Source organism: Curvibacter sp. GW821-FHT09D12 (genome assembly GCF_059416245.1).
Map to the genome: position 1 here is coordinate 98,345 of NZ_JBWKOU010000012.1, position 15,687 is coordinate 114,031.

The window sequence follows — 15,687 nt, forward strand, 5'->3', positions numbered from 1 at the left end:
TGGAAGCTTTCAGAACGGGCTAAGCGTCGAAAAGAATCGGGACAACCAGCCAATTGTCTGGGCTTCGTCGGCGCCGCCGCGACCCCGGGAGTGGATGCGCACGTTGGCCACCTGGGTGGAGGCCACGATGGAGCCCGGCTGCAGCGAGCGCGGATCGACCGTGCCCGAGAACTTCATCACATCCACGGTCTGGTTCAGGCCGATCTGCTTTTCACCACTGACCACCAGGTGGCCGTTGGGCAGCACCTCGATGACGGTGGTGGTGATGGCGCCGGCGAAGGTGTTGGCGGCCTCGACATCGCCCTTGCCCGAGAAGGTGTTGCCGGTGGTAGCGCCCAGGTTGAGTTTGGCCGCGGTGGCCGCCGACAGGAGCGGAAACGCGGTCATGCCTGACGAGGTGGCGGTGGTGCGCGCCGTGTCGGTGGACACCTTGGTGCTGGCCGTGACGCTTTCCACGATCTGGATGGTGACCACGTCGCCCACCAGGCGGGCGCGCCGGTCTTCGAAGGCTGGGCGGTAGGCCGAGGTGCGGAACAGGCTGCCGGCCGAAGCCGGTGCAGCGTGGGTCATCGGGGCCAGGTCGGGCGGGGTGGTGGGCAGCACGTCGACCTTGGGCACGGGGGCCAGCGTTTCGCAGGCGGTGCACAGGGCGGTCGCGCAGGCCAGCAAGGTCAGTCGCACGACAGGGCGGGCAACCCAGACGGAAAGTGAGGTGTTCATGGCAATCCTTCAGTCGAGAGCTCAGTCCCGGGTCAGGCTCAGATCTGGCTGAGCTTTTGCAGCATCTGGTCCGAGGTCTGCACGGCCTTGGAGTTCATTTCGTAGGCACGCTGGGTCTGGATCATGTTGACCAGCTCCTGCACGATGTTCACGTTCGAGGTTTCGACAAAGCCCTGCATCACGGTGCCCAGCCCGTTGGCGCCCGGGGTGCCGGTGGCGGGTTGGCCCGAGGCAGCAGTCTCGGCGTACAGGTTGCCGCCCTTGGGCTCCAGGCCGGCCGGGTTGACGAAGTTGGCCAGGGCGATGGTGCCCATGGGTTGGGGCGCGGTGTTGCCGGGGATGGTGGCGGTGACGATGCCGTCGGCGCTGATGGAGACGCTCTGGGCCGTGGCCGGGATGGTGATGCCGTTGGCAATGGGCAGGCCGGCCGAGGTGACCAGACGCCCCTGCGAGTCGAGCTGGAACGAGCCGTCGCGGGTGTAGCCGATGGTGCCGTCGGGCATGGTGACCTGGAAGAAGCCATTGCCCTTGACGGCCACGTCCAGCGAGTTGCCCGATTGCTGCATGCTGCCCTGGGCAAAGGAACGGGCGGTGGCCACCGTGCGCACCCCCAGGCCAACCTGCAGGCCCGTGGGCAGTTGCGACTGCTCGGTGCTGTTGGAACCGACCTGGCGCAGGTTCTGGTACATCAGGTCCTCGAACACGGCATTGGCGCGCTTGAAGCCATTGGTGGAGACGTTGGCCAGGTTGTTGGAAATCACGTCCAGCTGGGTTTGCTGGGCTTCCATGCCGGTCTTTGAAATCCAGAGCGAGTTGATCATGAGGGTTCTCCTGGGGCGCTGTCGGCTCAACCTTGCACGTTGAGCAACTGGCTGGCGGCCTTGTCGTTGCTCTCTGCGCTGGTCAGCAGCTTCATGTTGTTTTCGAACTGGCGGGCGGCCTGGATCAGGCCCACCATGGCTTCCACCGAGTTGACATTGGAGCCTTCAAGGGCGCCGGTCTGCAGTTTGGCGGTGGCATCGGTGTTCAGCGGGTTGCCCGAGGCGGCGCGAAACAGGCCGTCGGCCCCGCGGCGCAGCGGGTCGTCCGCCGTGGGGGTGACCAACTTGAGCCGGCCCAACGTGTTGGGGGGCTGGCCGGCCGTCTTGGCGGTGATGGTGCCGTCGTTGCCGATCGACAGTTCGGCATTCGGGGGCACGTCGATGGGCGCCCCGCCATCGGACAGGATGGGCAGGCCAGCTGTGTTGACCAGGGTGCCGGTGGACGAGATCTGCATGGCGCCGTTGCGCGTGTAGGCCTCGGTGCCATCGAGCCCCTGAACCGAGAACCATGAATTGCCCTGGGTCATGGCATCCATGGTGTTGTTGGTACGCTGGGCCGGGCCGGCGCTGTTCTTGTAGCCCGTGGTGGCCTCCAGGGCGAACACCCGGGTGCTGGCCCCCGACCCTTCCAGAGGCACCGAGCGGTACGCCGTCATCTCGGCCCGGAAGCCGTTGGTGGAGGCGTTGGCCAGGTTGTTGGACAGCACGCTGGTCAACTGCGTGGCCGCGTTGGCGCCAGTCATCGCGGTGTAGATCAAACGGTCCATGGGGTGCTCTCAGGGGTTCGGGGTGGCAGCGCTGAGTTCAGGATCAGCGCAGGTTGACCAGCGTGTTCATGATCTGGTCTTCGGTCTTGATGGTCTGCGCGTTGGCCTGGTAGGAGCGCTGCGCCGTCATCATGTTGACCAGTTCCTGGGTCAGGTCGACGTTGGACTCTTCCAGGGCACCGGCCTGCAGTGCGCCGAAGTTGCCGCTGCCGGGTGTGCCCTGGGTCGGGGGGCCGGAGGCGAAGGTTTCCTTCCAGTCGCCGCCATTGACCTGCATCAGGCCCTGGTTGTTGCGGAAGCTGGCCAGCGCCAGTTGACCAGCCGACTGGGTGGTGCCGTTGGAGTAGCTGGCCGTGAGGGTGCCGTCGGCGCCGATCTTCACGCCCGTGAGCTTGCCGTCGGCATAGCCCGTCTGGGCCACGTTGTTGGTGGCAAAGGCCGATGCGAACTGGGTGGTGCCGGTCAGATCCAGCGTGAACTGCACCTGATTGGCCCCGTCAGTGGGGGTGGCCGGGCCGCTGATGCTGATCTGTCCGTTGCCGGCCACGGTGGTGTCCAGCGCACCGCTGGCGGTGAACTTCAGGGTGGCCGGCGTGGCCGCGGTGATCGCACCGGTGTCGGTCTTGGTGTAGACGTTCCAGGTGCCGGCGGTGGCGGTCTTCTGGAAGTAGACAGAGACAGGCACCGTGTTGCCCAGCGAGTCGTAGGCATTGAAGGTGGTGCTGTACTGGCCCAGCAGGGGGTCGGCTGCGGTCAGTGTGGTGTCCACCGTGGCGTTGGCCGGCAGGTTGAACTGGGCCGTGGCGCCATAGGTGGTGGGCGAGGTGGTGGTGTCGTCCGCCGTGGCCTTGGCTGCGATCGAGCCCGAGGTGGGCAGGGTCAGCGGGGTGGGGCTGGTGCTCAGGGGCTTGCCGGTGGTGGGGTTGGTCTGGTAGCCCAGCACCTTGGCGCCATTGTTGGTGACGATGTAGCCGTTCTTGTCGAGCTTGAAGTTGCCGGCGCGGGTGTAGCCGGCCGAGCCATCGGCCTCCTGCAACTGGAAGAAGCCGTTGCCATTGATGGCGGCATCGAGGTTGTTGCCGGTGATGTTCAGCGTACCCTGCGAAAACTGCTGGGACACGGCGCCCACGGTGACGCCGATGCCCGCGTTGTCGCCACCGGCCACGCCAATGGCCGAAGACACCAGCTCCGAGAATTCGGCGCGTGAAGCCTTCATGCCGTAGGTGTTGGCGTTGGCGATGTTGTTGCCGATGACGTCAAGGCCCTTGGAAGAGGCGTTGAGTCCCGAGAGTCCTGCTTGAAAGCCCATGTTGTGCTCCTTGGATGCGAGAGAAGGGGACGTGGATCAATAGACCGAAACGATCTTGTCGTAGCTCACCGTGCCGCCGTTCTGCAGCGAGATGGCCAGGGCGCCGTTGCTGGTGCCCACTGAGCTGACCACGTCATGCGAGTAGGTGGTGGGGGTGACGCTGGCGCTGCCGTTCTTGGCCGTGACCGAGAACTTCAGCGGCCCGGTGCCCTTGTAGGACGAGGCATCCCAGGTCACGTCGTGGCGGCCGGCGCTCTGCGTGCCCATGGGCACGGTGGCGACCAGCGAGCCACTGGAATCAGTGATCTGCACCTTCACGTCAGCAGCATTGCTGGGCAGATCGAAGGTGCCGGTGGCGGTGGCCTTGCCTGCGCTTGTGCCTGTGCCGGCGGTGATCGTCATCGTGTTCCCGGCGGTCAATACCTCGTGGCCGATCAGACCGCCACCCTGCATCAGCTGCATGGAGGAGAACTGGCTGGCCATGGTCTGCATGGTGGTGTTGAGCTGCTGGATGCCGGTGACGGTGTTGATCTGTGCGATCTGCGAGGTCATCTGGGCGTTGTCCACCGGGTTCATCGGGTCCTGGTGGGTCATCTGGGCCACCAGCAGTTTCAGAAAACGGTCCTGCTGGTCGGCGGCACTGGTGGTGCCGATGCCATTGGCGCTGGTGCTGCTCGATGTGCTGGAGGCGCCGCTGGTGGCATTGGCCCCCGTGCTGGTGGTGTAGGAGTAGCCGTTGGTGGCGTCAAAGGAGATGGTCATGGTGAAAGTCCTGTTGGCCGGTAGTTAGGAGCCCATCTGCAGGGTCTTGAGCAGCAATGACTTGGCGGTATTCATCACTTCCACGTTGTTTTGGTAGGCGCGCGAGGCCGAGATCATGTTGACCATCTCCTCCACCGGATTGACGTTGGAGTGCGCGACAAAGCCTTCGGCGTCGGCCATCGGGTGGTAGGGGTCGAAATCCTTGCGGCCCGGGGTGTTGTTCTCGGTGACGGCGGTGACCTTGACGCCTGCGGTGGTGCCGTTGTCGGCCATGGGCACGGTCTGGAACACCACCTGCCTGGCCTTGTAGGTCTGGCCATCGGGGCCGGCCACGGCGTCGGCGTTGGCCAGGTTGCTGGCCACCACGTTGAGGCGCTGCGACTGCGCACTGATGGCGCTGCCGGAGACATTGAAGATCGAGAACATCGACATGGGGGGCCTTCCTGTTCTGTTCAGCCGTTCACTGGCCCTGGATGGCGCTCAGAATGGTCTTGGTGTAACCATTGATGAAACGCAGCGTGGCCTCGTACCGGACCGAGTTGTCGACAAAGTTGGCGCGTTCACGATCCAGGTCCACCGTGTTGTTGTCCATGGCGGGCTGGGAGGCCACCGCGTAGCCTTGTTGCAGCGAGGTGGTCGACAGCACCGGCAACGGGATGTGGCCGGGCTGGCTCATGCCCGCGGCGGCAGCGGAGCTGCCGGCACTGGTCGAGGCGTCACTGGACGGGCTCATCTTCAGCGTCAGGTCCGACAGGGCATTGACGTCACGCATGGCATCGGCGAACTTGAAGTCGCGCGCCACGTAGCCAGGGGTGTCTGCGTTGGCGATGTTGCTCGCGATCGTCCGCTGACGTTCGGCGCGCAGGGACAACGCCTTGGCCTGAAAGTCGATGGGTTGGGTGATCTTGTTGAGCATGTCGGGTCTCGCGGGGCTGGCGGTCTGGGTGGCGGGTGGGTTCTCCGGGTTGCTGTCGATTATGGAAATCCGGCCTGTTGCCGATCAGCCGATGAAGCCGCGGAAAGACCGGTTGTTTGATCGATCCGTGTCGGGGCGGCGCCCTACAGTTGCCCATGTCAAAAGGCCGTCAGGCCGTGTCCGGAGAACGCCATGAACCCATCCCAAGCCCGCATCCCCCAAGCCATCCGCAGCCGTTTGCATCGGTTGGCGGCCTGTGTGCTGCCCGTGGCCGGCCTGTTGCTGGGCACGTGGAGCGCCCCGGTCGTGGCCCAGCAGGCCAACCTGGACAGCGAGGCCACCCGCCTGACCCAGCAGTGGATCGATCAGGAGTTGGCGCGCAGCCAGTCCACCCAGGCCATGCCTTTGCGCATGGAGGTGGTGGTGGGTTCGCTGGACGAGCGCCTGCGCCTGGCGCCCTGCGCCAAGGTGGAGCCCTATCTGCCGGCGGGGCAGCGGCTTTGGGGGCGCACCCGCCTGGGTTTGCGTTGCACCGAAGGCAGCGTGCGCTGGAATGTGTTCCTGCCGGTGCAGGTCAAGGCCTTCGGGCCGGGTTGGGTGCTCAAGGGCAATGTGGCTTCGGGCGCCGTGCTCAACCAGGGCGACGCGATGGAGGCCGAGGTGGACTGGGCTGCCGAGAACGCGGCCATCGTTTCCGATCCTGCGCAGTGGGTGGGCCAGGTGGCGGCCCGCATGTTGCTGCCTGGGCAGGCGCTGCGCCAGTCCATGGTCAAGCCGCCGCAGGCCTTTGCCGCAGGCACCCAGGTGCGCGTGGTGGCCCAGGGCCCGGGTTTTCAGGTCACGGCCGACGGCCAGGCCCTGGGTGCCGGCGTGGTGGGGCAATTGGTCCGCGTGCGCATGGAGAACGGTCGTATCATGAATGGCACAGTGTTGGATCGAAACACCGTTCAGGTCGAGATCTGAGTGTGTTGCGCACTCTTTTTTGAGTCAATTTTTGCAATTGGGCTAAAGTTTCTCTGCCGCAGGTCGAAGAAAAGGCCACGGTACTCCATCAATAGGGGTCTTGGAGAGAACGATGAAAATTGGTCAAACGCCAGACATCCCTGTTGCAGTCACATCAACAGGGACGCAAGTCACAGGTCAGGGGTCGGCGGCCCCACCGGTCAAGAAGACCAGCAATTCGACAGCAGGCACCTCGGTTTCGGTGTCCAGCTTGGCCCAGACGTTGGGTTCTGGCTCGACCGACAGCGACATGGACATGGACAAGGTCAACGCCGTGCGTTCGGCGATCGACAATGGCACGTACAAGGTGAATGCTGGCGCCATTGCAGACAAGCTGTTGTCCAACGCGCAGGAAGTCCTGCAGCGTGGAACTTCCCAGTAAGCACGCGCTTACTTAATTTGAATTGGAGTCATGGTGACGAATCGGGTTGCGTTTGAGGCCTTGCTCTCCGGTGTGGAGTTGCAACTGGACGCGATTGCCCAGGCCTTGGGCGGGCAAAACCCCGATGAGCTGGAAGCCGGTTCGCAGGCCTTGCGCGATGTCACCCTGCAGTTGACCCGGATTGCCCTGCCGTCTGCGCAGGACACAAGCCCGGAGTTGCGCCAGCGTGTTCAGGCCATCAGCGCTCGCCTGGCGGTGTTGCGGGAAAGTCTGCAGCGTCTGGCCGTTCACGCAGATCGGGCTGTGACCACCTTGCTGCCCCGTGCGGGTGACGGTGCCACCTACGGCAAATCCCTGGGCCGAGGTGGCGCGGGCTTGGCCAAAGCCTATAAATCCTGAAATTCGAGGGTGCGCGCTCGGGTGCAAACCCGTTCAGGCGTGGCCTGAATCGCGTCGGTGCGCCGTGGGCGTCTTGCGGGGGGCTTGTTGTCGTCGCCTCAGTGGCTGCGCATCTTGGCGCGCAACCGGGCGATTGACTGGCTGTGCAGTTGGCAAACACGCGACTCGGTGATGCCGAGCACGGCGGCGATTTCCTTGAGGTTCATGTCCTGCTCGTAGTACATGCTCATGATGTACTGCTCGCGTTCGGGCAGACCTTCGATCGCACTGACCAGGGATTGGCGCAGGCGCTGGTTGCGCAGCAACTCAAGTGGGTTGGCCTCGTCGTCGGCCACGTGGCGGTCGAGAAAACTGTCGTCATCGTCATGCCCGCCGGTCATGTCTTCGATGTAGACCAGTTGCGTGCCACGGACCTTGCCCAGCAGGCTCTGGTAGTCGGCCAGACTCATCTCGAGTTCGGCGGCGATTTCGGATTCGATCGGGCTGCGGCCCAGCTTTTGCTCCAGCCGGTGCACGGCATGCTCGATGTCTTTCTGGCTCTTGCGCGAGCCGCGCGACATCCAGTCGCCTTCGCGCAGTTCATCGAGCATGGCCCCGCGGATGCGCTGGGTGGCAAAGGTCTCGAACTGCACGCCCTGACTGGCCTGGTAGCGTGTCAGGGCCTCGGTCAAGCCGATCATGCCGACCTGGATCAGGTCGTCTACCTCAACATTGGGGGGCAGCTTCGCAATCATGTGGTGCGCCAGCCGGCGCACCAGGGGTACGTACTGCTTGAGCAGTGCGTCCCGGTTGAGCTGACCTTTTGCCGTGTACATCAATGGCTCCGAACCAAATGAACCTCTTCGTCTGCAGGGCGGTGAAGCAGGGAGGCCGGGGCTGCGCCAAGGGGAATCGCATTCTCCATCAGTCGCAGGGCCAGCATCTGGATATCGCGCCCTGCCACCTCATCGTCAGTGAAAGACTTTACTGTCATTGAATCGAGGTAGCAACCCATGTGACGGGTGAAGCAATTCTGCAGTGTTTTGCGGGCCTGCAAGGCGCGCATGACCACAGTTTGTGTCGGTTCCGTCACCATGATGGCCACGGAGGGCATCAGCAATGCCTGCTCCATCAGCACTTTCATGGCCTGGTAGGCGCTGAGCATGTGACGCGGCTCGGGCGCCACCGGCACCAGGGGGCGTACGCCTGTGTTGGCCAGCGCGGGACCCAGTCTGGCCGCGCTGCCATAGGCCAGCAGCATGCCAAAGGGGCTGAAATGCTCGCCCAGGGTCTCGCGCCCGTGGGCATCGAGCTGGCCCGTGCGGGTGAGTTCGCGCCAACCCAGGGCCGCGGGCACGATGGTCCAGGGCAACGCCAGATCGGCCACCTCGGAGGGGCTGCACTGGTCGCTCAGGATCTGCAGCAGGCCGGGCGTCTCGTCGGTTTCGGGGCTGTCCGTGTCCAGCACCGCCACCGACAGACCTTGTTCGACAAAGCCCTGGCAGAGTTGCCACAACAGGCGCAGTTCGGGCTCGCCGCTGCTGTGCCGGATCACCGGGACCAGGCGCAGCACCGGTTGGGGCATCTGCCGGCGCAGACCGGCACTTTGATCAAGACCCGCTTCAAACATGGGCACTCTCCGAGACGGCCATGTTGCTGTTGGAGAAGAAGTAGTTCAGGTCGACGGCCTTGGGGTCGAACGCGGACTTGCCCGGGGTGCGCATGGAGGCGCGCACCAGCTTGCCGGCGTCTGCGGCTTCCCAGTCTTCGGGTACGCGCTGGCCATTGGTGACCCCGCGCAGCACCACCTGGTGGCGGATCAGGGCGTCGAGGGCCGGGCCGAGTTTCACGGCTTCATCGACCTTGGACAGGATGGTCTGTTGCACGCCAGTGGTCTTGAAGCACGACAGGGTGTCGTCGATGGTGTCGCCATGGCTGCCGGCATTGACCACCAGCAGCTTCTGGATACCGGGCAGGTCGAGCACATCGAGCATCTCGCGCTTGCGGGGATCGCGCGGGGCCAGGCCGGTGGTGTCGATCAACACCATCTTCTTGTTGCCCAGCAGACCCAACAGGTCTTGCAGGGCGGCGCGGTCATGGGCCAGGTGGGCCACCACGCCGAGCATGCGGCCGTAGGTGCGCAGTTGTTCGTGCGCGGCGATGCGGTAGGTGTCGAGGGTGATCAGGCCCACGCTGCCCGGGCCATGCACGCGTGCGCACAAGGCGGCCAGCTTGGCGGTGGTGGTGGTCTTGCCCACGCCGGTGGCCCCCACCAGGGCGAAAATGCCGCCTTCTTCATACAGGGGGTAGCTGTCGGCGTCGGTCTTGAGGTTGCGCTCCAGCACTTCCATCAGCCAGCGCACCGCTTCGGCCGGGCCGGTCTCGGCCGGCAGGCGTTCCAGGATGGCACGGGCCAGGGCGGGCGAGTAGCCGGCGCGGATCATCTTGAGCATCAGGTTGGACTGGATCGGGTCCTGCTTGGCCTGGCCCAGCCAGGCCAAGGTGTTGAAGCGCTCTTCGATCAGCTCCTTCATGGCCTGCAGTTCATTGACGATGCCCTGCTGGTTCACGGCCGGTGCGGCGGCCTGGGCCACCGGGGCCTTGGCGCGGGCCGGCGTGACGTCTTCGAACACCGGGCGGGTGACGGCCGGGCGAGGAGCCGGGGCCTTTTTGAAGGCGATCGGCTGGATGTCCCTGGGGGCGGGGGCGGGCATCTCGCGCTGGGTGCGCGGGGCCATCTGGGCCATGGGGGCCTGGTCTTCGGCGGCCATGGCTTCCTGGCGGCGGCGCAGCATGCGTTCGCGCACATAGTCCTGGAAGGACAGGGTGCTCATGGCCAGCTCGGCGGTGTCTTCGCGCACACCACGTGGGCCCAGTTCGGGCGGGTTCATGGTTGCCAGCTTGCGGCTCAGGCTGGAGCCGGGCACCTGGGTCAGGCCGTGGCCTTGCGACGGGGCGCCTTCGGTGTGCTGCTCCAGGGCCGACAGGGCATCTTCGCCCGTGGCCATCACCTCGACGCCATTGGCCGTGGGGCGGTTGGACAGGATCAGGGTTCCCTCACCAAAAGCCATTCGTGCCTTGGCCAGTGCTTCGCGGGACGTTGCGGCGTGAAAGCGCTTGATGTTCATGATGCGGCACCTCTCAGGATGGGACCAATGCGGATCGTGTGTGTTTCAGGGATTTCGCTGTGCGCCAGGACTTGCATGCGGGGCGCCAGCCGGCGTACCAGGCGAGCCATGGCGCCGCGGATCTGGTCCGGGACCAACAGGCAGGCGGGCAAGCCCATCTCTTCTTGCTTGTTGGCGATTTCGGCAGCGCTGCGGGTCAGCGCGTCGGCCACACCCGGGTCGAGGGCGGTGCCGTTGTTGTTGCCCAGGGCCTGCACCAGCAGGCGTTCCAGGCCGGGCTCGATGGCGATGACATTGAGTTCACGCGCCGGGCCGTAGATCTGTTGCACGATGGCCGGCGACAAGGCGATGCGCACGCGGCGGGCCAGCTCGACCGGGTCGGTGATGGTGCCGGCGAACTCGGCCAGGGTTTCGATGATGGTGCGGATGTCCCGGATGTGCACAGCCTCTTCCAGCAGCAGCTGCAGCACTTTCTGGAAGTTGGCGATGGTGACCATTTTGGGGACGACTTCTTCAATCAGTTTCGGGGCCAGTTTGCTCACATGCTCGACCAGTTGCTGGGTCTCTGTCCGGCTCAACAACCTGGCGGCCTGTGTTTGCATCAAGTGTGACAAATGAGTGGCCACCACGGTTTCTGAATCAACCACGGTAAAGCCTGCCATTTGCGCCGCTTCCTTCTGGCGATCGTCGATCCAGTGTGCTGGGAGGCCAAAGGCCGGGTCGGTGGTGGCGGTGCCGATCAAGGGCGTGGTGATGCCGCCCGGATTGATGGCCAGGAACATGCCGGGGAAGGCTTCGCCCTCGCCGACCATCACGCCACGCAGGGTGATGCGGTAGGCGCTGGGCTTGAGTTCAAGGTTGTCGCGCACGTGCACGGCCGGGGGCAGAAAGCCCACCTCCTGGGCGAACTTGCGGCGCACCCCCTTGATGCGGGTCAGCAGATCGCCCTGGCGCTTCTTGTCGACCAGGGAGATCAGGCGGTAGCCCAGTTCCAGCCCCAGCAAGTCGATGGGCTGCAGATCGTCCCAGCTGGCCTCGCCGTCGTTGGTGGCGGGCGGCGGCGGCGGCGGCACATTCTTTTCGCGTTCCAGACGGCGCGACAGGCGCCAGGCCCCATAGCCGATGGCAGAGCCCATGCTGAGGAACACCACGTGGGGCATGCCCGGCACGATGCCCAGCAGCGCCAGGATGGCCGCGGTGATGCCCAGCACGCGGGGTGAGCCCAGCATCTGGCTCATGATCTGCTTGCTGACGTCGTGTTCCTTGCCCACGCGCGAGACCACCATGGCGGCGGCCACCGAGATCAGCAGGCCGGGAATCTGGGCCACCAGCGCGTCGCCGACGGCCAGCAGGATGTAGGAGTCAGCGGCCTGACCGGCGCTCAATCCATGCTGCACCACCCCCACCGTGAAGCCTCCGACGATGTTGATGAGCAAAATCAGGATGCCTGCCATGGCATCGCCGCGCACAAACTTGGAGGCACCGTCCATGGCCCCGAAGAAGTTGGCTTCTTCGCCCACTTCGAGACGGCGGCGACGTGCTTCGGCTTCGTCGATCAGGCCGGCATTGAGGTCGGCATCCACCGCCATCTGCTTGCCGGGCATGGCGTCCAGGGTGAAGCGGGCCGACACTTCGGCAATCCGCTCGGCGCCCTTGGTCACCACCACGAAGTTGATCACGACCAGGATGGCAAACACGATCAGACCGACCGCAAAGTTGCCGCCGATCAGGAAGTGGCCAAAGGCCTCGATCACGGCGCCCGCTGCGCCGGCGCCGGTGTGGCCTTCGAGCAGCACCACCCGGGTGGAGGCCACGTTGAGCGACAGGCGCATCAGCGTGGTGAGCAGCAGCACCGAGGGGAAGGCCATGAAGTCGAGTGGGCGCACCATGTAGGCCGCCACCATCATCACCATCAGCGCCACTGCGATGTTCAGGGTGAAGAAGGTGTCCAGCAGCCAGGCCGGCATGGGCAGCACCATCATGGACAGGATCATCACCACCAGCAGCGGCGCGGAGAGGCCCTGGATCAGGTGAGCGTGCGGGCCCAGGCGTTGTTGCAGTGTTTTGAGCAGATCGTTCATGCGTCAGCTCCGGCCCGGGTGGGCTTGTTGAGCGGATCGAGTTCAGGCGGCACGTGCGGATCGGGCTGCTGGGGCATCGGGCCCTGACCCCGCATGGCCGCCTTGAGGCGGTACACATAGGCCAGCACCTGGGCCACGGCGGCATACAGGCTGGAGGGGATGGTCTGGTCCAGCTCGGCGTGGGCATACAGGGCGCGGGCCAGCATGGGCGATTGCAGCACCGGCACCGAGTGGCTGTTGGCCACTTCGCGGATCTTGAAGGCCAGCAGGTCGGCGCCCTTGGCGATCACCTGTGGCGCGGCCATGGTGGCTTCGTCGTACTTCAGGGCGACGGCAAAGTGGGTTGGGTTCATCACCACAAAGTCGGCCTTGGGCACGTTGGCGATGCTTCGGCGCTGGGCCAGTTCGCGCTGCTTGGCGCGCAGCTTGCTCTTGACTTGCGGGTTGCCCTCGGCATCCTTGTTCTCGCGCTTGACTTCGTCGTGCGACATCTTCAGCTTGTCCATGAAGAAGTGCTTTTGCAGCGGGACATCGATCACCGCAGCGGCAAACACGGTCAGCAGCAACAAGGACAGACCCTTGACGATCCAGTTGACCAGGTGCATCACGGCGGACGCGGAGGGTTGCATCAGCAAGGAAGCGATTTCTTGAAAGCTGCTCGACAGGTAGTGCCAGCCCGTCCAGCCCATGATGGTGGACAGCAGCATCAGCTTGAGGACGTTGACAGCCTGCTGCTTGGAGAAAAGATTGCCGATGCCCGAGATGGGGTTGAGCCGGTTCAGGTCGGGCATCATGGGCTTGAAGCTCATGACCCAGCCGCCCGAGGCCACCTCACTGGCGATGGCTGCGCAGGCGATGACGGCGGCGAACAGCAGCGACGCCCCGACAGCGATCGCTGTCATGTGCTGCAACTGGTTGATCATGTTGGCCGGCCGCAGCAGGGTCTCGGCATTGAAAGTCAGTTGCTGGACGAGCGCCTGCTTGAGGTGCTGCACCAGCGGTGGGGTCATGACCCACAGGGCAGCGGCACCGGCTCCCAGCACCACCATGTGAGACAAGTCCTTGGAGCGCGAGGCCTGGCCATCGCCGCGCGCTTGGCTGAGCTTGCGCTGTGAGGCTGGTAGGGGGCGGTCTTGGTTGTCCATGGTGACGGTACGAGGCTGTAACCGTCATTCTGAAAGGCCGGCGGGAAATCTAAAGTCTGAAAAGAGGGGCCATTCAGGCCTGTTCCCAGTGTGGCGAACGGATGTTCGCTCCGAGGCCATTTTGAATGGCAGAAATGGTATTGCTGCCGTTTGGGCGTGCCATGGTGCTGGGCTGACCCGCCGCGGCCAGCCGTACCCCACCGGCCCAGAAGGGCTCAGAAGCCCAGGCTGGCCAGCAGATCGTCCACCTGCGATTGATCGGTGACGATGTCGGGTGTGTGTTCGGGGTCCACCACCGGCCCTGCCAGGTGTTCGCGTGGCGCCACGGCCGGTGTTTGCAGGGCCACCGGGTTGGGGGCGGTCTGAATCACCAGCTGAACCAGCTGTTCTTCGATGGTGGCGGCCAAGCTGACCACGCGGGCAATCACCTGACCGGTCAGATCGTGAAAGTCTTGCGCCATCATGATTTCGGTCAGGTGGCTGTCGGCTTCACGGGTGCGCTTTTCCACATCCGCCAGGTAGTTGAGCAGGCGCCCGCTGGCCACGGCGCGAACCGGGTCCTTGATCAGGGCGGCTTTCACGGCCTGGGTGTCGCTGGCGAGCTCGTCCTGTTCGCTCTTGGCCAGTTCCACGCGATTGAGCACCTTCTCGGCGGCTTCCCCGGTGAGCCTGGCGATGTAGGACAGGCGGCTTTTGGCATCCGGCAGCTCACCCATGGTGCCCCGCAGGCGCTCGGTGTAACCCAGCTCATTGAGTGCGTTGTGCAGCTGCCGGGTCAGGTGACCGATTTTTTGATGGACGTCGGTGGCGTCGCCATGGCTCGCAGACTGGGTGGAGTCGCTGGTATCCATGGTGATCTCACAGGCCCATTTTCTTGAGGATGTTGGCCACCTTCTCTTCGAGAGTGGCTTTCGTGAAAGGCTTCACGATGTATCCGGCCGCCCCGCCTTGGGCGGCTGCCACGATGTCTTCCTTGCGGGCTTCCGCCGTCACCATCAGCACCGGCAGGTGCTTGAGTTTTTCGTCCGACTTGATTTCGGTCAACAACTGGAAACCGTTCATGTTCGGCATGTTGATGTCCGTGACCACAAAGTCGAAGCGACTGTTGCGCAATTTATTCAATGCCGCGACGCCGTCTTCGGCCTCGTCAGCTTCGGTGTACCCGCTTTCTTTGAGCAGGTTCCGCACGATTCTTCGCATCGTCGAGAAGTCGTCGACGATGAGAAAGCGAAGGGTGTTTGCCACAGGTGACCCTTTCGATCTTGAAATTCTGTGTAAAAAGTCTTTAGGAGCGCTACCGGGATGTTAAGGTTTTTTTCCGCTCAAAACCTCAGTTTCTTTCCCGTTCTCGGTTTCTGTTGTGCTGGCAGGCATTTTTATTGAACTCAGCAGTCGTTCTTCAGCCTCCCGGGTCATCACCGTGATGCTGATGCGCCGGTTGACTGGGGCGCGGGGGTTGTTCCTGTCCATCAGATCGACCGCTGCCAGGCCCACCACCCGGGCCAGTTTGTCGTCAGGCATGCCTGCCGCCACCAATTCGCGGCGCGATGCGTTGGCCCGATCGGCTGAGAGTTCCCAGTTGCTGTAGCCCCGTTCGCCATTGCCATAGGGCGCGGCGTCCGTGTGGCCGGCCAGGCTGATGCGGTTCTCCACCCCGTTGAGGGCATTGCCGATCTCGCGCAGGATGTCGCGCATATAGGGTTTGACCAGTGCGCTGCCGCTGTCGAACATGGGGCGGTTTTGATCATCGACGATCTGGATCTGCAGACCGTCGGGTGTGATCTCCAGCTTGATCTGTGACTTGTACTCGTTGAGTTTGGTGCTGTCCGTGATCAAGGCCTCAATCTTGTTCTTGAGGTTGGCCATGCGCTTGGCATCTTGTTTGGCCAGTTCGGCGCGCACGGCCTCCGGGTGGTTTTTGGCGGCCGACTTGGCGTCGGCGGCCTGGTCGGCCTTCATCACCTGTCCCACTGACTTGCTCAGATCGGTGCCCCCGCCCGGGATGATGCTGGAACTGTTGCCGGCCCCTGAGCCGCCCGCCATGGCCACCTTCATGGGCGAGGCGAAGTACGAGGCAATGCCCTGCAGCTCGCCCTTGGCCGTGGAGCCCAGCAGCCACATCAGCAGGAAGAACGCCATCATGGCCGTCACAAAGTCGGCATAGGCGATCTTCCAGGCGCCCCCGTGCGCAGCGTGGCCGCCTTTCTTGACCCGCTTGATGATGATGGGCTGTAGCTTTTTGGCGTCTGCCATGGTGGTGCGCTTGTCTGCCTGCT

General features: G+C 64.1%; 18 protein-coding genes. 3 read left to right on the top strand and 15 right to left on the bottom strand.

From position 1 onward, the window contains the following. Positions 1-9: 9 nt before the first annotated feature. Genes AC07PT_RS19300 through flgB form a run of 7 tightly spaced genes read right to left on the bottom strand, consistent with a single transcriptional unit; the run spans position 10 to position 5,295 of the window. Positions 10-720, bottom strand: coding sequence for a flagellar basal body L-ring protein FlgH (locus AC07PT_RS19300; RefSeq protein WP_494657756.1), 711 nt, complete (start codon positions 718-720; stop codon positions 10-12). 38 nt (positions 721-758) lie between these two features. Then, on the bottom strand, positions 759-1,541 hold the full coding sequence (gene flgG, locus AC07PT_RS19305) for a flagellar basal-body rod protein FlgG (RefSeq protein WP_494657757.1): 783 nt from the start codon (positions 1,539-1,541) through the stop codon (positions 759-761). Positions 1,542-1,567: 26 nt separating this feature from the next. After that, the gene (locus AC07PT_RS19310; protein WP_494657758.1) at positions 1,568-2,308 is read right to left on the bottom strand and encodes a flagellar basal body rod protein FlgF; all 741 of its coding nucleotides are present in this window, start codon (positions 2,306-2,308) and stop codon (positions 1,568-1,570) included. Between the two features lie 43 nt (positions 2,309-2,351). Then, positions 2,352-3,617, bottom strand: a complete 1,266-nt coding sequence (gene flgE, locus AC07PT_RS19315) for a flagellar hook protein FlgE (RefSeq protein WP_494657759.1) — start codon at positions 3,615-3,617, stop codon at positions 2,352-2,354. Between the two features lie 36 nt (positions 3,618-3,653). After that, entirely contained in the window at positions 3,654-4,379 is a 726-nt protein-coding gene (locus tag AC07PT_RS19320; protein ID WP_494657760.1) for a flagellar hook assembly protein FlgD, read from the bottom strand. Positions 4,380-4,403: 24 nt separating this feature from the next. Continuing rightward, entirely contained in the window at positions 4,404-4,811 is a 408-nt protein-coding gene (gene flgC, locus AC07PT_RS19325) for a flagellar basal body rod protein FlgC (protein WP_492349225.1), read from the bottom strand. Between the two features lie 28 nt (positions 4,812-4,839). Further along, positions 4,840-5,295 (bottom strand): flagellar basal body rod protein FlgB, encoded by a 456-nt coding sequence (gene flgB / locus AC07PT_RS19330; RefSeq protein ID WP_494657761.1) that lies wholly within the window; start codon positions 5,293-5,295, stop codon positions 4,840-4,842. A 192-nt stretch (positions 5,296-5,487) separates the two neighbouring features. Between flgB and flgA the strand changes: the two genes are divergently transcribed. The 3 genes from flgA (at position 5,488) to AC07PT_RS19345 (ending at position 7,078) form a co-directional block, all read left to right on the top strand. Then, positions 5,488-6,258, top strand: coding sequence for a flagellar basal body P-ring formation chaperone FlgA (flgA, locus tag AC07PT_RS19335; protein ID WP_494657762.1), 771 nt, complete (start codon positions 5,488-5,490; stop codon positions 6,256-6,258). A 112-nt stretch (positions 6,259-6,370) separates the two neighbouring features. Further along, positions 6,371-6,679, top strand: a complete 309-nt coding sequence (flgM, locus tag AC07PT_RS19340; RefSeq protein ID WP_494657763.1) for a flagellar biosynthesis anti-sigma factor FlgM — start codon at positions 6,371-6,373, stop codon at positions 6,677-6,679. 30 nt (positions 6,680-6,709) lie between these two features. Continuing rightward, positions 6,710-7,078: a hypothetical protein gene (locus AC07PT_RS19345; protein ID WP_492349221.1), complete on the top strand. Its 369-nt coding sequence runs from the start codon at positions 6,710-6,712 to the stop codon at positions 7,076-7,078. Between the two features lie 98 nt (positions 7,079-7,176). Here the strand turns inward: AC07PT_RS19345 and AC07PT_RS19350 are convergent, their stop codons facing one another. The 8 genes from AC07PT_RS19350 to motB form a co-directional block, all read right to left on the bottom strand. Next, on the bottom strand, positions 7,177-7,893 hold the full coding sequence (locus tag AC07PT_RS19350) for an RNA polymerase sigma factor FliA (protein ID WP_492349220.1): 717 nt from the start codon (positions 7,891-7,893) through the stop codon (positions 7,177-7,179). Then, on the bottom strand, positions 7,893-8,687 hold the full coding sequence (locus AC07PT_RS19355) for a hypothetical protein (RefSeq protein WP_492349219.1): 795 nt from the start codon (positions 8,685-8,687) through the stop codon (positions 7,893-7,895). The genes AC07PT_RS19350 and AC07PT_RS19355 overlap by 1 nt, the downstream gene beginning before the upstream one ends. Next, positions 8,680-10,185 (bottom strand): flagellar biosynthesis GTPase FlhF, encoded by a 1,506-nt coding sequence (flhF, locus tag AC07PT_RS19360; protein WP_492349218.1) that lies wholly within the window; start codon positions 10,183-10,185, stop codon positions 8,680-8,682. The genes AC07PT_RS19355 and flhF overlap by 8 nt, the downstream gene beginning before the upstream one ends. Beyond that, a complete protein-coding gene (flhA, locus tag AC07PT_RS19365; RefSeq protein ID WP_492349217.1) occupies positions 10,182-12,266 on the bottom strand; it encodes a flagellar biosynthesis protein FlhA in 2,085 nt (694 codons plus the stop codon). Before flhA ends, flhF begins: the two co-directional genes overlap by 4 nt. Then, complete coding sequence (locus tag AC07PT_RS19370) at positions 12,263-13,411, bottom strand: EscU/YscU/HrcU family type III secretion system export apparatus switch protein (RefSeq protein WP_492349216.1); 1,149 nt, start codon at positions 13,409-13,411, stop codon at positions 12,263-12,265. The genes flhA and AC07PT_RS19370 overlap by 4 nt, the downstream gene beginning before the upstream one ends. 215 nt (positions 13,412-13,626) lie before the next feature. Then, a complete protein-coding gene (locus AC07PT_RS19375; RefSeq protein WP_492349215.1) occupies positions 13,627-14,262 on the bottom strand; it encodes a protein phosphatase CheZ in 636 nt (211 codons plus the stop codon). Positions 14,263-14,269: 7 nt separating this feature from the next. Then, on the bottom strand, positions 14,270-14,656 hold the full coding sequence (gene cheY / locus AC07PT_RS19380) for a chemotaxis response regulator CheY (protein ID WP_492349214.1): 387 nt from the start codon (positions 14,654-14,656) through the stop codon (positions 14,270-14,272). Between the two features lie 60 nt (positions 14,657-14,716). Further along, on the bottom strand, positions 14,717-15,664 hold the full coding sequence (gene motB / locus AC07PT_RS19385; protein WP_492349213.1) for a flagellar motor protein MotB: 948 nt from the start codon (positions 15,662-15,664) through the stop codon (positions 14,717-14,719). Positions 15,665-15,687 lie beyond the last annotated feature (23 nt).

Bases quoted from the DNA above. Each gene is read 5' to 3' on its own strand.
- AC07PT_RS19300 (WP_494657756.1), bottom strand. From the start codon at position 720: ATGAACACCTCACTTTCCGTCTGGGTTGCCCGCCCTGTCGTGCGACTG.
- flgG (WP_494657757.1), bottom strand. From the start codon at position 1,541: ATGATCAACTCGCTCTGGATTTCAAAGACCGGCATGGAAGCCCAGCAA.
- AC07PT_RS19310 (WP_494657758.1), bottom strand. From the start codon at position 2,308: ATGGACCGTTTGATCTACACCGCGATGACTGGCGCCAACGCGGCCACG.
- flgE (WP_494657759.1), bottom strand. From the start codon at position 3,617: ATGGGCTTTCAAGCAGGACTCTCGGGACTCAACGCCTCTTCCAAGGGC.
- AC07PT_RS19320 (WP_494657760.1), bottom strand. From the start codon at position 4,379: ATGACCATCTCCTTTGACGCCACCAACGGCTACTCCTACACCACCAGC.
- flgC (WP_492349225.1), bottom strand. From the start codon at position 4,811: ATGTCGATGTTCTCGATCTTCAATGTCTCCGGCAGCGCCATCAGTGCG.
- flgB (WP_494657761.1), bottom strand. From the start codon at position 5,295: ATGCTCAACAAGATCACCCAACCCATCGACTTTCAGGCCAAGGCGTTG.
- flgA (WP_494657762.1), top strand. From the start codon at position 5,488: ATGAACCCATCCCAAGCCCGCATCCCCCAAGCCATCCGCAGCCGTTTG.
- flgM (WP_494657763.1), top strand. From the start codon at position 6,371: ATGAAAATTGGTCAAACGCCAGACATCCCTGTTGCAGTCACATCAACA.
- AC07PT_RS19345 (WP_492349221.1), top strand. From the start codon at position 6,710: ATGGTGACGAATCGGGTTGCGTTTGAGGCCTTGCTCTCCGGTGTGGAG.
- AC07PT_RS19350 (WP_492349220.1), bottom strand. From the start codon at position 7,893: ATGTACACGGCAAAAGGTCAGCTCAACCGGGACGCACTGCTCAAGCAG.
- AC07PT_RS19355 (WP_492349219.1), bottom strand. From the start codon at position 8,687: ATGTTTGAAGCGGGTCTTGATCAAAGTGCCGGTCTGCGCCGGCAGATG.
- flhF (WP_492349218.1), bottom strand. From the start codon at position 10,185: ATGAACATCAAGCGCTTTCACGCCGCAACGTCCCGCGAAGCACTGGCC.
- flhA (WP_492349217.1), bottom strand. From the start codon at position 12,266: ATGAACGATCTGCTCAAAACACTGCAACAACGCCTGGGCCCGCACGCT.
- AC07PT_RS19370 (WP_492349216.1), bottom strand. From the start codon at position 13,411: ATGGACAACCAAGACCGCCCCCTACCAGCCTCACAGCGCAAGCTCAGC.
- AC07PT_RS19375 (WP_492349215.1), bottom strand. From the start codon at position 14,262: ATGGATACCAGCGACTCCACCCAGTCTGCGAGCCATGGCGACGCCACC.
- motB (WP_492349213.1), bottom strand. From the start codon at position 15,664: ATGGCAGACGCCAAAAAGCTACAGCCCATCATCATCAAGCGGGTCAAG.